The organism is Streptomyces sp. NBC_00273 (assembly GCF_036178145.1).
GTDB lineage: Bacteria > Actinomycetota > Actinomycetes > Streptomycetales > Streptomycetaceae > Streptomyces.
In genome coordinates, this window is the sequence record NZ_CP108067.1 from 8,382,693 (window position 1) to 8,395,670 (window position 12,978).

Genomic DNA, 12,978 nt, shown 5'->3' on the forward strand with positions numbered 1-12,978 from the left:
GGGGCTCCGGACGAGCCATGGGGAGAGGGGTAGACGTGATTGTCTGGATCAACGGCACATTCAGCGCCGGAAAGACCAGCACGGCCCGCGAACTGACCGGAATCCTGCCGGACAGCACCCTGTTCGACCCGGAGTTCATCGGCGACGCGCTGCGCGTGCTGCTACCGCCCAAACGACTGGCCGAGGTCACCGACTATCAGGACCTCCCGAGCTGGCGGCGGTTGGTGGTGGACACGGCCGCGGCGATGCTCGCCGAACTGGGCGGGGTGCTCGTCGTTCCGATGACGCTGCTGCGCCAGGAGTACCGGGACGAGATCTTCGGCGGGCTGGCGGCCCGTCGGATCCCGGTGCGGCACGTGTTGCTGGCTCCTGCGGAAACGATCCTGCGGGAGCGGATCGCGACACGGCAGGAGCTCGGGGAGCCCGCGGAGGTCGACCTCCGGGTCCGCCAGTGGGCGTACGACCACATCCCGGTCTACCAGCAGGCCCTCGGCTGGCTGACCGGCGACGCGCACGTCATCGACAACGGGGTGCTGACCCCGCGGGAGACGGCGGAGCGCATAGCCGAGGCCGTCCGTTCGGAGACGGCGAAGGTCTGCGACATCGTGCAGACCCCGGAGCCCACCCGGGAGACGGTGGCGGCCGGGGTGCTGCTCTTCGACGAGCAGGACCGGGTGCTGCTGGTGGATCCGACGTACAAGGCGGGCTGGGAGTTCCCGGGCGGAGTCGTCGAAGCGGGCGAGGCACCCGCGGCCGCGGGCGTACGGGAGGTCGCGGAGGAAGTGGGCGTCGTACTGGAACGGGCGCCCGGGCTGCTGGTGGTCGACTGGGAGCCGCCCCAGCCGCCCGGCTACGGCGGGCTGCGCCTGCTCTTCGACGGAGGTCGCCTCTCGGCCGAGGCGACGGCCCGGCTCCGGCTGCCCGGCCCGGAACTGCGGGCCTGGCGCTTCGTCACGGAGGCCGAGGCCGCCGGCATGCTCCCGCAGCACCGCTACGAACGCCTGCGCTGGGCCCTGCGCGCCCGCGAACGCGGCCGCCCCCTCTACCTGGAGGCGGGCGTCCCCACCGGCTGATCCGGCCGAGCCGTCCGCCCCACCCGTCCCGCCCGCCCCGGCTACTCCGACTGCTCCGACGGACGCAGGGCGGCGACGACGAGGCCTTCGAGGGCCTCGCGCGGCACCTCGCCGCCGCCCACCAGCCGGTCGAAGACCAGCCCGTCGATGCAGGTCAGCATGGTGTGGGTGCGGTTCTCGACGTCCGTCACGCGCACGCCGTGCCCGGCGAGGAACAGCCGGACGGCTCCGCGGCCGGCGTTCTCGCGCGGTACGAGGATCTCGCGCAGCTCCGGGTCGCGCACGCTCTCCACGGTGCAGGCGTACCGGGCGAGCGAGCGGCGGCGGCCCTCTCCGGTGAGCCGGCGGCGGGTGAGCACCACCATGCCGTCCACCAGTTCCCCGGCGGTGCGCGGGAGCGGGAACTGCGCGGCCGTCGCCTGCAGTTCCGCCTGATCGAGGTGGACGAGCCGGGTCACCAGCGCCGTGAGCAGCGCGGCCCGGGTGCGGTAGTACGCCGACGTGGTGCCGGGCGGCACGGCCGCCCGGCGGTCGACCGCGCGGTGGGTCAGGCCGCGCATGCCCTCGTCGGCGAGTACGTCGAGAGCCGCGTCCGCGAGGAGGGTGCGCCGATCGGTAGCCATGGTTCCCATGGTCTCTTTCTACACCTGTAGTAACCCGGTGTCGGCTCGGGTAGGGTCGATCTTCTACAGGTGTAGAAGGGGTGGGGTTCGACATGGGCCGTACGGCAGTGGTCGTCGGAGGGGGCATCGGCGGGCTGGCCGCCGCGATCGGGCTGCGCCGCATCGGCTGGGAGGTGACGGTCGTCGAGCGCGCCGGCGTGCTGGACGACGCGGGAGCGGGCATCTCGCTGGCCGCCAACGGCCTACGGGCACTGGACGCACTCGGCGTCGGCGAGGCGGTGCGGGAAGCCTCCCGAGGCCAGTACACCGGTGGCACCCGCACGCCCGGGGGCGGTTGGCTGGCCCGGATGGACGGCGCGGAGCTGGAGCGGGCCGTGGGCACGCCGATCATGGGCATCCCCCGCTCCACCCTGCACCGGCTGCTGCGCGCGGCCCTGCCCGCCGGGACGCTGCTCACCGGCGCCGAGGCGGGACCCGTCACGCAGGTCAGCCCCGGGACCGTCCGGGTCGACCGGGGCGGCACGCCCCTGGACGCCGACCTCGTGGTGGCGGCCGACGGCATCGGCAGCAAGATCCGCGGCCGCCTCTTCCCGGCCCACCCGGGACCGGTCCACAGCGGCTCCGCGGTGCTGCGCGCCGTCACCGCGCACCCCATCGCCCTGCGCACCGACTTCGAGCTGACCTGGGGGCGCGGCGCCGAGTTCGGGCACATCGCCTTCCCCGACGGCCGGGCCGAGTGGCACGCGGTCCTCGCCCTCCCCGCCGGGACGCGGTTCGCCGACCCGCTGGCCGAACTGCACCGGCGGTTCCATCACTGGCACGACCCGATCCCCGCCCTGCTCGACGCCACCCGGCCCGAGGACGTGCTCCACCACGACATCGGCGAACTCCGCACACCGCTCCCGTCGTACGCGGTCGGCCGGATCGGGCTGCTCGGCGACGCGGCGCACGCGATGACCCCGAACCTCGGGCAGGGTGCCTGCCAGGCGCTGGAGGACGCGGTCACCCTGGCCGCCGCGCTCACCACCGAACCCACCGTCGAGGCCGCGCTCGTCCGCTACGACGCCGAACGCCGGCCGCGCAGCCAGGCGGTCGCCGACGCCGCACGACAAGCCGGACGGATGGGCCATCAGCTCGCCCATCCGCTGGCCGTCGCCCTGCGCAACACGGCCGTGAGGCTGACTCCCTCCCGGACCGCCGTGCGCATGATCCTCCGGCACCACGCCTGGGAACCACCGGGGCTGGGCTGACCCTCGGGGCCCGCCGGGAGCGTGCGGGCGGCCCCCGGAGGCGGACCTCAGCCGGACGCGGCCGCCTCCTGCGCCGTCTTGGCGAGGGCCTCCGCCGTGTTCTCCGTCAACGGGTCGCCATGGCCGAAGCAGGCGATCGACGGGGCGAGCGCGGCCAGGCGCTGGAAGGCGGCGATCGCCCGGGCGCGGTCCACGTTGAAGACGCCCAGCATCAGCGGGCCGACGGCGGCGACGCAGTCACCCGTGAAGAGGACGCCGTGGCGCGGAAGGTGGATCCCGATGCTGCCGTCGGTGTGGCCGGGGGCGTGGACGACGTACGCCCCGTCCCCGAAGCCCAGCGCCTCCCCGTCCTCCACCTCGTGGTCGACCCGGGTGGGCGGTGCCTCGGGGACGGTCAGAGCGTGCGCGTATAGCGGTATCTCCCAGTCCAGCAGCACCGGTTCGGGCACCGGCCGCTCGCCCCGGATCACCGGCGCGTCCAGGCGGTGCGCCAGCACCCGCGCACCCCAGCGGGCGGCGAGCTCACCCGCCGCCCCGACGTGGTCGCCATGGCAGTGCGTGAGGACGATCCGCTCCAGCCGCTCGGGCGCCAGCCCGAGGGACCGGATCGCCTGCTCGATCCGGTCGGCGGATCCGGCATGGCCCGCGTCGATCAGGGTGAGGGCTTCACCGTCCTGCCAGAGATAGGCCTGGCCGATGGGGAAGCGGAGCATGTGGAGCCGGTTCGGCAGTACTTCGACAAGATCCATACGGCGAACGTACGACCGTCCGCCCGCCGTGTGCGGGCGGATTCACCAGGAGCGAAGTACGCCCAGAGCGCACTGCCCCCCGGGCGTACACGATGCGGTCGCCAAGACACCCCCCAGGGGTCAGGCGCGCTTGGACTCCGCGTAGTTGACGAGGAAGAGGGCCTCCGCCACCGACAGGCGCTCCAGCTCCTGCGGCGACACGCTCTCGTTGACCGCGTGGATCTGCGCCTCCGGCTCGCTCAGCCCGATCAGCAGCATCTCCGCCTCCGGGTACAGGGACGTCAGCGTGTTGCACAGCGGGATCGACCCGCCCATGCCGCTGATCTGCATCTCCTGGCCGGGGTAGGCGGCTTCCAGGGCCGCGCGCATCGACGCGTACGCCGGGCTGTCGGTGTCCGCCCGGAACGGCTGGCCCTGGCCGACGACCTCCAGCTCGAGGCGCGCCTGCCACGGGGTGTGCGCCTCCAGGTGGGCCTGCAGCAGCTTGACGGCCGCGCCGGTGTCCACGCCCGGCGGCACCCGCAGGCTGATCAGGGCGCCGGCGCTCGCGTGCACCGACGGCGTCGCGCCGATCACCGGGGGGCAGTCGATGCCGAGGACCGTGACGGCCGGGCGGGCCCACAGCCGGTCCGCGATCGTGCCCTCGCCGATGAGCTCGACACCGTCCAGGACCTTCGCGTCGGCGCGGAAGTCCGCCTCCGGGTACTGCAGGCCGTCCCACACCTCGTCCGAAGCCAGCCCGTCCACGGTCGTCGAACCGTCCGCCGCGCGCAGCGAGTCGAGTACGCGGATCAGCGCGGCCAGCGCGTCGGGGGCGGCGCCGCCGAACATGCCCGAGTGCAGGTTGCCGCCCAGCGTGTCGATCTTCACCTTGACCAGGCACATGCCGCGCAGGGTGGCCGTCACCGTCGGCAGGCCGAGGCGGAAGTTGCCCGCGTCGCCGATGACGATGGTGTCGGCGGTCAGCAGCTCCGGGTGTGCCTCGGCGTACTGCTGGAGGCCGCCGGTGCCCTGCTCCTCCGAGCCCTCGACGATCACCTTCACGCTCACGGGCACGCCGCCGTTGGCCTTCAGCGCGCGCAGCGCCAGCAGGTGCATGATGAACCCGCCCTTGCAGTCGGCCGAGCCGCGCCCGTACCAGCGGCCGTCGCGCTCGGTCAGTTCGAAGGCGGGGGAGGTCCAGGCCGCGTCGTCGAGCGGCGGCTGGACGTCGTAGTGCGCGTAGAGCAGCACGGTCGGCGCGCCCTCGGGGCCGGGCAGGAAGCCGTAGACCGACTGGGTGCCGTCGGGGGTGTCGAGCAGCGCCACGTCCTGGAAGCCCTCGACGCGCAGGGCGTCGGCCACCCAGTTCGCGGCGGCCTCGCTCTCGCTCTTGGGGAACTGCGCCCAGTCCGCCACCGACTGGAAGGCCACCAGCTCGGTCAGCTCCTGCTTGGCGCGGGGCATCAGCGAGGCGATGGTCTCGGCGATCGGATTCTGGGACATGGGCACGCTCCTTTTGGGTGCGACGTTGTTCTCCGTGTACGCCGCCCGCATCCGCGGGGTGTGCGTATGCCGGGTACGGCTAAAGGCAGTCTTGATCCTCGCACAGCGGAACGGGGCGGTGTCTCGCCGTAGGATTTCCCCGGCATCGGAGCAACCGGGTGATCAGGAGCAGCAACACATCGTGAGCAGCGACGACGTACGCGACGCAGACGCAGGCGCAGGCATGGACGCAGGCGCGAGTGCAGGCGCAGGCGAGGGCACGGGCACGGGGCAGGACGCCCAGCGGGCGGGCGACGGGGCGGCCGGGGAGAGCGCAGAGGTGTGGGACGTGGTCGTGGTCGGGGCGGGACCCGCCGGGTCCTCGGCCGCGTACGCGGCGGCGACGGCCGGGCGGCGCGTCCTGCTGTTGGAGAAGGCCGAGCTGCCCCGCTACAAGACCTGCGGCGGCGGCATCATCGGCCCCTCGCGCGACGCCCTGCCCCCGGGCTTCGTGCTGCCCCTCAAGGACCGCATCCACGCGGTCACCTTCTCGATGGACGGGAAGCTGACCCGCACCCGGCGCTCGAAGCACATGCTGTTCGGGCTCATCAACCGCCCGGAGTTCGACGCCGGCCTGGTCGCCGAGGCGGAGAAGGCAGGCGCCACCGTCCGGACGGGTACGGCCGTGGCCCGCGTCGAACAGCACGGGGCGGCCGTTCCCGACCGCCGCACCGTCGCCGTGGTGCTCGCCGACGGGGAGACCGTGCTGGCCCGCGCGGTGGTCGGCGCGGACGGCAGCGCGAGCCGGATCGGCGCGCACGTCGGGGTGGAGATGGACCAGGTGGACCTGGGCCTGGAGGCGGAGATCCCCGTCCCCGAGACGGTCGCGGAGGACTGGAAGGGGCGGGTCCTGATCGACTGGGGCCCGCTGCCCGGCAGTTACGGCTGGGTCTTCCCCAAGGGCGACACCCTGACCGTCGGGGTCATTTCGGCCAAGGGCGAGGGCGCCGCGACCAAGCGCTACCTGGACGACTTCATCGCCCGGCTCGGACTCGCCGGCTTCGAACCGGACGTCTCCTCCGGGCACCTGACCCGCTGCCGCAAGCCCGATTCGCCGCTCTCGCGGGGCCGGGTGCTGGTGGCGGGCGACGCGGCCGGACTGTTGGAGCCGTGGACCCGGGAGGGCATCTCCTTCGCGCTGCGTTCCGGGCGGCTGGCGGGGGAGTGGGCGGTGAAGATCTCCGAGGCGCAGGACGCCGTGGACGCGCGCCGCCAGGCGCTCAACTACGCCTTCGCGGTGAAGGCCGGGCTGGGCGTGGAGATGGGGGTCGGCAAGCGGATGCTGAACCTCTTCGAGGTGCGGCCGCGGATGCTGCACGCGGCGATCACCGGTTTCGGTCCGGCGTGGCGGGCCTTCGCCCGGATCACGCGGGGCTCGACGACGCTGGCCGAGCTGGTGCGTACGTACCCGTTGGCCCGCAAGGCGCTGCACGTGATGGACGCCCGGCAGGCGGCGGCAGCCGCACGCAGCAGCAGCAGCGGCGGCAAGGGCTAGAGGGCGTCGTCCGCGGGGGCGGAGGTACGGCCGACGGCCTCGACTGGCGGGGCGGCTCGAACCTCCTCGCGGTGGACCGGCCGGAGGTCGTCCTCGCGGCGTTCCGGCGCGGCGAGCCGAAGGCCGGGGTGGCGGTGATCGGGCTCGCCGTCCACCACGCCGACCCCGAGGCCGTGCTCCCCGTGGTGGCGAGGGCGCTGGAGTCGGCGGACCGGGAGGTCCGCCGGCAGGGGGTCATCGCCCTGGCCCACGTCGCCCGGCTCCACCGCACGGTGGACCGGCGCTGTCTGGAACTGCTGCGGGGCTGCCCCCGCGGCAACGAGGCCGACGACGACCTGTGGTCCTTCGTGCCGCACCGGGGGCTGCCGCTCTGGCTGTGGCGGCACCACCTGTGGGAGCGGCTGGTGGAGCGGATGCGCCGGCCGTTCGACTGAGTGGCCGACCGGTACGGGCGGGGCGGTTGCCGTCCGGGCGCCCGCCTTCCACCGCGGCGGTCACGAGCCAGCCGGTCACGGGTCAGCCGGATACGGGCCAGCCGGTCATGGGTCAGCCGGACACCGTGATCCGGAAGACGGGGTGGTCGCCGGCGGCCGCCTGCAGTTCGGCGTCGGAGGACTTGGCCGTGACGCCCTGGAAGAACCGGTTGACCTCCCAGCCCCACTTCTCCAGGTAGGCGCGCATGATGTCGGCCTTCTGCACCGGGTCGGTGATCTCGGTGACGGTGAACGCGCGCACCTTGCGCCCCACGCGCAGCTCGCCGCCGCCCGCCACCCGCATGTTGCGGACCCACTGGGAGTGGCCGCGGGCCGAGACCAGGTACTGGGCGCCCTCGTAGGTGTGCGGGTTGACCGGGATCCGCTGCATCTCGCCGGACTTGCGGCCGCGCACCGACAGCTCGGCGGTGCCCGCCAGGCTGATGCCGAAGCGGGCCAGCTTGCCGAAGAGCGAGTTGAAGCGGGTCTCGAACGGGGTGGCCTGGACGTAGTACGGGGTGGGCGCGTTCATCGTGACCTCCGGGGCCGCTTTCTTCAATGGGAGAGCACTACTCTCGCTTGAGAGCAGTGTGCACGGATCGGCGCGCCAAAACAAGAGCAGTGCTCTCGAAATGGAGCGGCGATCTGTTTCCTGGGCAGTGCTCCGTTCGCGTGGCAGACTGACCCGCATGAACACCGTGCGAGGGGCCAGGGAGCGGGCCCGCATCGAGGTCACCGCCGCCATCAAGGACGAGGCGCGCCGCATGCTCGGGGCCGAGGGTGCCGCCAAGCTCTCCCTGCGCGCCGTCGCCCGCGAGCTGGGCATGGTCTCCTCCGCCCTCTACCGATACTTCCCCAGTCGGGACGAACTGCTCACCGCCCTCATCATCGACGCGTACGACAGCATTGGCGCGGCCGCCGAGGTGGTCGACGCCCGCGCGCGCGCCGCAGGGGCCCCGCCTCGCGCCCGCTGGATCGCGGTCTGCGAGGCCGTCCGCTCCTGGGCGCTGGAGCACCCGCACGAGTACGCCCTCATCTACGGTTCCCCGGTCCCCGGCTACAGCGCCCCCATGGACACCGTGGGCCCGGCCTCTCGCGTCGCCAACGTCTTCATCGGCATCCTCCGCGCCGCGTACGAGGGCCCCGGCCTCGCCCTCCCGCCGCTGCCGCCCGCCCTGCGCTCCGAGGCCGACCGGATGACCGCCGACTTCGCCGAGGGCCTGCCCCCGGCGGTCACCGCCGCTCTGGTCGCCGCCTGGGCCCAGTTGGTCGGGCTGGTGTCCTTCGAACTGTTCGGCCAGTTCAATCGGGTCGTCGAGGACCGCGCCGCCTTCTTCGCGCACGCCGCCGACCAGCTGGCGCACGGGGTCGGACTGCCGGCCGTATGACGGGAGGGCGGAGGCGCGGACCGTTGTGAAGATCCAGGAGTTCCAGGAAGTTCACATGATGAGGGGATGGCTCGCTCTCCTGTTCCCCATGTGAATGCGGGCGGTTCAGCCTTGAACGATGGGCCGCCCGTCTAGTGTTCCTCGGGTCGCCCCCTGCCGCCGCCGGAGGAAACGTTCATGCCCCGCGCCGTGAAGGCCTTGTACGCCGCCCTGGTCACTGCCTTGTTGGCCGCGTCGGCGCCCGCCATCATCGCCGCGGCACGTGACGTGCCCCGGCCGGCCGCCCCGGTGCCCGACCCGCTCCCCACCCCCCGGACGCCGGGCGTGCGGGGCCTGGAGATCGGCGTCCCCGCGTACGTCTGGGCGAACGACCTCATGCTGACCGACCTCACCGCCACCGCTCCGGCCCCCTCCGTGGTCGTGCTGAACCCGGGCAACGGCGACTCCCCGTTCGACGGCCCCTGGCGGGCCCGCGCCGACGCGCTGCGCGCCCGCACCACCTCCACCGGCGAGAAGACCCGGGTGCTCGGCTACGTCCACACCGATCACGGCAACCGCGACATCGCCGCGGCCAAGGCCTCCGTCGACAACTACCTCAAGACCCCCGACGGCCGTCTCCACGTCGACGGCATCTTCTTCGACGTCGTCAGCCGCGACTGCGGCCCCGCCAACTCCACCCGCGACTACTACGCCGAGCTGCGCCGCTACGTCCAGGACGCCATCGGCGCCGCCGACCCGGCCGCCCCCGACCTCGTCGTCAACAACCCCGGCACCGCCATAGCCGACTGCTACCTGGAGCCGGGTCACCGCACCGCGGACGTCTTCGTCACGTTCGAGGACACGTACGCCGCGTACACCGGCGCCGGCTGGCTCGGCGGCAACGTCTTCGACCACCCCTCCGGCTACCGTTCCGGCACCGAACTCGACCCGAGCGGAACGGCGTTCTGGCACCTGGTCCACGACGTCCCCGACCCCGAGGCGATGCGCGCCACCCTGCGCACGGCCTTCGCCCGCGGCGCGGGCTACGCGTACGCGACCAGCACGGTCATGCCCAACCCGTGGAACGCGGGCCCGACATGGAAGTACCGCACCCAGACCACGTACGCGGCCACCCTCGGCTGAGGGCGAAGGGGCGGCGAACCCGCGGGCTCCGTGGGGGTGGTGACCGGCAGGTCCGCACGTTCGCGAGCCCTTCGCCCGCCATGACGGCGGTCGATCGGCACCCTGTCAGTGCTCTGCGGCATGATGTCCGCCGTGAACACCGAGATGCTGATAGACGTCTGGCAGCGGCTTCTCGCCGACCCGCACAAGTCGTGGGTGCTGTTCGAGCACGGCACCTGTGTCGTGCTGACCGCTCCGGAGGGCGAGCTCGCTGCCCAAGCCGCGGGGATCCTGAAGGAGTTCGGCCCGGCACGTGCCGGATCTCCGGCAGGAGACTTCAGGGTGATCGACCTCGAGGACGCCGAGGGCTGGGCCGTCATCGGGCACCACCACGACGTCCTCACCTATGTCGGCCCTGATGAGCTCGTGGACGCGTCGGACATCGCCGTCGGGTTGTACGGACGTTCCAAGCGCCATCAGGACGGCATCGAACTCCATGTCGTCCACGTGGAGGACAGACGGGGCTCGGCGGACCCCGTGTGAGCGGCTGTCGGCCTTCCGGCGGCCTGGTCGGCACCGCCGGTGGATCACGCCGGCGGGCAGCCGAGCTCGACGCCGCCGAGGGAGGTCCTCCAACCGGGCGGCAGCGTCGGGTCGCGCGTTTCCGAGACCGTCAGCAGCTCCATGTCACCGGTCCGGGCCGCAGTCGGCCTCGGCGGCTGCGAGCCAGCCGAGGTACCAACCGGCGAAGTCCAGAGGAAAGCCGCCGGTGTCGAGCACCGGATGGAGGTCCTCGCCGTTGCAACGCGGATCACGCCACATCCGGCCGCGCTCCGATCCGGTGACGACCAGCCAGACCATCAGCCCGCAGCCCTCGTCACACAGGCCGAGCGCCCCGGCCGTGCGGCGCGGATCGTACTGCACCTCGCCCAGACGCTCCTCCCACGCCTCAAGGGCCGCGTCGAGATCGGCGAGGTCCTCTAACTCCTCCTTCAGCGGCCGCTCGGCCAGGATCCCCACCGTTGCCGCCGGATCCGCACCTCCCGGAAAGAGCTCGGCGAACATGCCCGGCTCGACCTCCTCGAGGAGCTCGCCGACCCACCGCCAGCCCGTAGACCCCTCCCGCCGCACCGGGAGGATGCCGTAGGACGGACCGGCTCCGCCAGCTCCGACCTGCAGGAGGAACGAGCGGTAGTCCTCGGGCAGATCAACGTCCAGCCACGCCTCGAGGTCGGCCACTTCGGCGGCGGTGAGAGGGTCATCGAGCGCAAAGCCGTGCGCCCCCGCCCCGAACACCTCGTCCTTGCCCGGCGCCGCGGCCAGAGCAAGAACCCGATCGCGCACCCCGGTCCAGTCGGTCATGGCGCCCGACCCTACCGGCCCGCCGTCGGATCGCGATCCCAGATCATCGCAGCGCTGTTATATTAGCGCTGTGACTTCTACGGATCCCACCGCGCTACCCGATCCCTGGCGTTCCCTGCACACGCTCCTGGCAGCCATGGACGCCGAGATCGAGCAGGTCTACGTGGAACGCGGCATCGCGGGGGTGCGGCCCCGGTTCGCCTATCCGCTCATCCGGCTCGCCCACACCGGACCGCTGACCATTCGCGAGCTGGCGAAGTCCCTGGACCGCTCGCACTCCGCGATCAGCCAGACCATCGCCGCCATGCGCAAGGAGGATCTGGTCACCTCCGAGCCGGGGCCCGACGCCCGCACCCGGCGCATCGACCTGACCGAGCGGGGCAGGTCGCTGGTGCCGTTCCTGGAGGCGGAATGGCGCGCCACCCATGCGACGGTCGCCGAGCTGGACGGCGAGGTCCCGTACGCGATGACCGCCGTCGTCGAGGAGGTGCGTCGCGCCTTGGAACGCCGGTCGATGCGGCAGCGGATCCTCCACCACCTCGTCGAGCCACCGCAATGAGGGTGCGCATCCGGTTGCTCGACACCCGCCCGCTGCGCAGCAGTCAGGCGTTTCGCGACCTGTGGATCGGTACCTCGGTTTCTCAACTCGGCCAGCAGATGGCCAATGTGGCGGTGCTGGCCCAGGTCTGGGACCTGACCGGCAGTCCCGTGGGTACCGGAGCCATCGGGCTCGCCACCGGCCTGCCGATGGTGCTGTTCGGGTTGTTCGGCGGCACGCTGGCCGATGCCGTTGACCGCCGTGCGGTGCTGCGGGCCACCACGGCGGGCCAGGTGCTGGCCGCCGCAGGGCTGTGTGCCCAGGCCCTGGCGAACAACCACAGCGTGCTCCTGTTGCTCGCCCTGGTCGCCGTCGGGACCGGTTGCAGCGCTCTCGGCGCTCCTGCCCGGCGCACCCTCCCGGTCCGGCTGTTGCCGGCCGACCAGGTCGCGGCCGGTCTTGCGCTGACCAACATCTCCTTCCAGGCGGCGATGCTGGCCGGGCCCGCGATCGCCGGGCTGATCATCGCCCGCTGGGATTTCCCTGCCGCGTACGCCGTCCAGGCGACGGCCACGGCGGTCTCGATGCTCGCGGTGATCCGCCTGCCTGCCATGCGGCCCGAAGGCACCGGCGCGGCAGGCGGCAGACGCCGGCCGGAGCGCGGCGGTTGGCGGATCGTCCTGCGCCGCCCGACGCTGTGGGGCGCGATGGCCACCGACCTGTCCACCACGCTGCTCGCCATGCCCATCGCGCTCTTCCCCTTGGTCAACGAGATCCGCTTCGGGGGGAACCCGCGGACCCTCGGCTTGTTCCTCTCGGCCGTCGCGGTCGGGGGAATCACGGCCGGTCTGCTCTCCGGCACGGTGACGCGCTGGCGCCGCGGCGGCCTCGTACAGCTGTCCGCAGCCTGCGTCTGGGGCCTGGCGCTGGCCTGTTTCGGGCTGGCGGAGCCGTTGTGGCTGGCGCTCGGCTGCCTGGCCGTGGCGGGCGCTGCCGACACCGTGTCCGTCGTCACCCGCAGCGCCCTGGTCCAACAGGAGACCCCGGACGCGTACCGGGGGCGGGTCTCCTCGGTCGAACACGTCATCGGTGTCGCCGGTCCCGAGCTCGGCAACTTCCGAGGTGGCCTGGTGGCGTCCGCCACCTCCGCCCCCTTCTCCCTGGTCCTCGGCGGACTGTCCGCCGTCATGGCGATCGCCGCCGTGGCCGCGACCAACGCACCCCTTCGCGCCTACCGCACGCCCTCCGTCGCCGCGAAGCCGGCCGCTCCCGGAGTCGTCGAAGCGCCGGCGGCCGCCGGTCAGGTTGCGGCAGGTGCCCGCCGAGACGGCGAGGCCTCCCTCGCTGCAGACCAGAGGTCCGCGTGACCGGCCCGCAAGCCGCGCACGGGAGCCCCCGGAAC

The 12,978-nt window shown here is 72.8% G+C and carries 14 protein-coding genes; 9 read left to right on the forward strand and 5 right to left on the reverse strand.

The features are described 5' to 3' along the window. The first annotated feature begins 35 nt into the window (after window positions 1–35). The gene (locus OG386_RS37415; protein ID WP_328791795.1) at window positions 36–1,073 is read left to right on the forward strand and encodes an NUDIX hydrolase; all 1,038 of its coding nucleotides are present in this window, start codon (window positions 36–38) and stop codon (window positions 1,071–1,073) included. Window positions 1,074–1,114: 41 nt separating this feature from the next. On the opposite strand, the gene OG386_RS37420 is transcribed toward OG386_RS37415, so the two are convergent. Then, a complete protein-coding gene (locus tag OG386_RS37420; RefSeq protein WP_328791796.1) occupies window positions 1,115–1,696 on the reverse strand; it encodes a TetR/AcrR family transcriptional regulator in 582 nt (193 codons plus the stop codon). A gap of 92 nt (window positions 1,697–1,788) precedes the next feature. Between OG386_RS37420 and OG386_RS37425 the strand changes: the two genes are divergently transcribed. Next, window positions 1,789–2,946: an FAD-dependent monooxygenase gene (locus OG386_RS37425; RefSeq protein ID WP_328793498.1), complete on the forward strand. Its 1,158-nt coding sequence runs from the start codon at window positions 1,789–1,791 to the stop codon at window positions 2,944–2,946. 47 nt (window positions 2,947–2,993) lie between these two features. Here OG386_RS37425 and OG386_RS37430 read toward each other — a convergent pair whose 3' ends face one another. Together OG386_RS37430 and OG386_RS37435 are read right to left on the reverse strand one after the other, a co-directional pair. Then, a complete protein-coding gene (locus OG386_RS37430; protein ID WP_328791797.1) occupies window positions 2,994–3,695 on the reverse strand; it encodes an MBL fold metallo-hydrolase in 702 nt (233 codons plus the stop codon). Between the two features lie 120 nt (window positions 3,696–3,815). Continuing rightward, entirely contained in the window at window positions 3,816–5,180 is a 1,365-nt protein-coding gene (locus tag OG386_RS37435; RefSeq protein ID WP_328791798.1) for a dipeptidase, read from the reverse strand. Window positions 5,181–5,499: 319 nt separating this feature from the next. On the opposite strand from OG386_RS37435, the gene OG386_RS37440 reads away from it, so the two are divergent. Further along, a complete protein-coding gene (locus OG386_RS37440) occupies window positions 5,500–6,714 on the forward strand; it encodes a geranylgeranyl reductase family protein (RefSeq protein WP_328793499.1) in 1,215 nt (404 codons plus the stop codon). Between the two features lie 71 nt (window positions 6,715–6,785). Continuing rightward, window positions 6,786–7,148 carry a hypothetical protein gene (locus tag OG386_RS37445; protein ID WP_328791799.1) on the forward strand — a complete coding sequence of 121 codons (363 nt, stop codon included), beginning with the start codon at window positions 6,786–6,788 and terminating at the stop codon, window positions 7,146–7,148. A gap of 112 nt (window positions 7,149–7,260) precedes the next feature. On the opposite strand, the gene OG386_RS37450 is transcribed toward OG386_RS37445, so the two are convergent. Then, the gene (locus OG386_RS37450) at window positions 7,261–7,719 is read right to left on the reverse strand and encodes a nitroreductase/quinone reductase family protein (protein WP_327386977.1); all 459 of its coding nucleotides are present in this window, start codon (window positions 7,717–7,719) and stop codon (window positions 7,261–7,263) included. Window positions 7,720–7,876: 157 nt separating this feature from the next. Here OG386_RS37450 and OG386_RS37455 point away from each other — a divergent pair, with 157 nt between their 5' ends. The 3 genes from OG386_RS37455 (at window position 7,877) to OG386_RS37465 (ending at window position 10,219) form a co-directional block, all read left to right on the forward strand. Further along, window positions 7,877–8,575 carry a TetR/AcrR family transcriptional regulator gene (locus OG386_RS37455; RefSeq protein ID WP_328791800.1) on the forward strand — a complete coding sequence of 233 codons (699 nt, stop codon included), beginning with the start codon at window positions 7,877–7,879 and terminating at the stop codon, window positions 8,573–8,575. Window positions 8,576–8,752: 177 nt separating this feature from the next. Then, window positions 8,753–9,697, forward strand: coding sequence for a spherulation-specific family 4 protein (locus OG386_RS37460; RefSeq protein WP_328791801.1), 945 nt, complete (start codon window positions 8,753–8,755; stop codon window positions 9,695–9,697). Window positions 9,698–9,820: 123 nt separating this feature from the next. Then, a complete protein-coding gene (locus OG386_RS37465) occupies window positions 9,821–10,219 on the forward strand; it encodes a hypothetical protein (RefSeq protein ID WP_328793500.1) in 399 nt (132 codons plus the stop codon). A 144-nt stretch (window positions 10,220–10,363) separates the two neighbouring features. On the opposite strand, the gene OG386_RS37470 is transcribed toward OG386_RS37465, so the two are convergent. Then, window positions 10,364–11,038 (reverse strand): SMI1/KNR4 family protein, encoded by a 675-nt coding sequence (locus tag OG386_RS37470; RefSeq protein WP_328791802.1) that lies wholly within the window; start codon window positions 11,036–11,038, stop codon window positions 10,364–10,366. Between the two features lie 70 nt (window positions 11,039–11,108). On the opposite strand from OG386_RS37470, the gene OG386_RS37475 reads away from it, so the two are divergent. Then, complete coding sequence (locus OG386_RS37475; protein ID WP_328791803.1) at window positions 11,109–11,597, forward strand: MarR family winged helix-turn-helix transcriptional regulator; 489 nt, start codon at window positions 11,109–11,111, stop codon at window positions 11,595–11,597. Further along, complete coding sequence (locus OG386_RS37480; RefSeq protein ID WP_328791804.1) at window positions 11,594–12,943, forward strand: MFS transporter; 1,350 nt, start codon at window positions 11,594–11,596, stop codon at window positions 12,941–12,943. Before OG386_RS37475 ends, OG386_RS37480 begins: the two co-directional genes overlap by 4 nt. Window positions 12,944–12,978 lie beyond the last annotated feature (35 nt).

What these genes read in the sequence shown, in the direction of transcription:
- OG386_RS37420 (WP_328791796.1), bottom strand. Translation starts at nt 1,696, where the DNA reads ATGGCTACCGATCGGCGCACCCTCCTCGCGGACGCGGCTCTCGACGTA.
- OG386_RS37425 (WP_328793498.1), top strand. Translation starts at nt 1,789, where the DNA reads ATGGGCCGTACGGCAGTGGTCGTCGGAGGGGGCATCGGCGGGCTGGCC.
- OG386_RS37430 (WP_328791797.1), bottom strand. Translation starts at nt 3,695, where the DNA reads ATGGATCTTGTCGAAGTACTGCCGAACCGGCTCCACATGCTCCGCTTC.
- OG386_RS37435 (WP_328791798.1), bottom strand. Translation starts at nt 5,180, where the DNA reads ATGTCCCAGAATCCGATCGCCGAGACCATCGCCTCGCTGATGCCCCGC.
- OG386_RS37450 (WP_327386977.1), bottom strand. Translation starts at nt 7,719, where the DNA reads ATGAACGCGCCCACCCCGTACTACGTCCAGGCCACCCCGTTCGAGACC.
- OG386_RS37455 (WP_328791800.1), top strand. Translation starts at nt 7,877, where the DNA reads ATGAACACCGTGCGAGGGGCCAGGGAGCGGGCCCGCATCGAGGTCACC.
- OG386_RS37460 (WP_328791801.1), top strand. Translation starts at nt 8,753, where the DNA reads ATGCCCCGCGCCGTGAAGGCCTTGTACGCCGCCCTGGTCACTGCCTTG.
- OG386_RS37465 (WP_328793500.1), top strand. Translation starts at nt 9,821, where the DNA reads ATGTCCGCCGTGAACACCGAGATGCTGATAGACGTCTGGCAGCGGCTT.
- OG386_RS37470 (WP_328791802.1), bottom strand. Translation starts at nt 11,038, where the DNA reads ATGACCGACTGGACCGGGGTGCGCGATCGGGTTCTTGCTCTGGCCGCG.
- OG386_RS37480 (WP_328791804.1), top strand. Translation starts at nt 11,594, where the DNA reads ATGAGGGTGCGCATCCGGTTGCTCGACACCCGCCCGCTGCGCAGCAGT.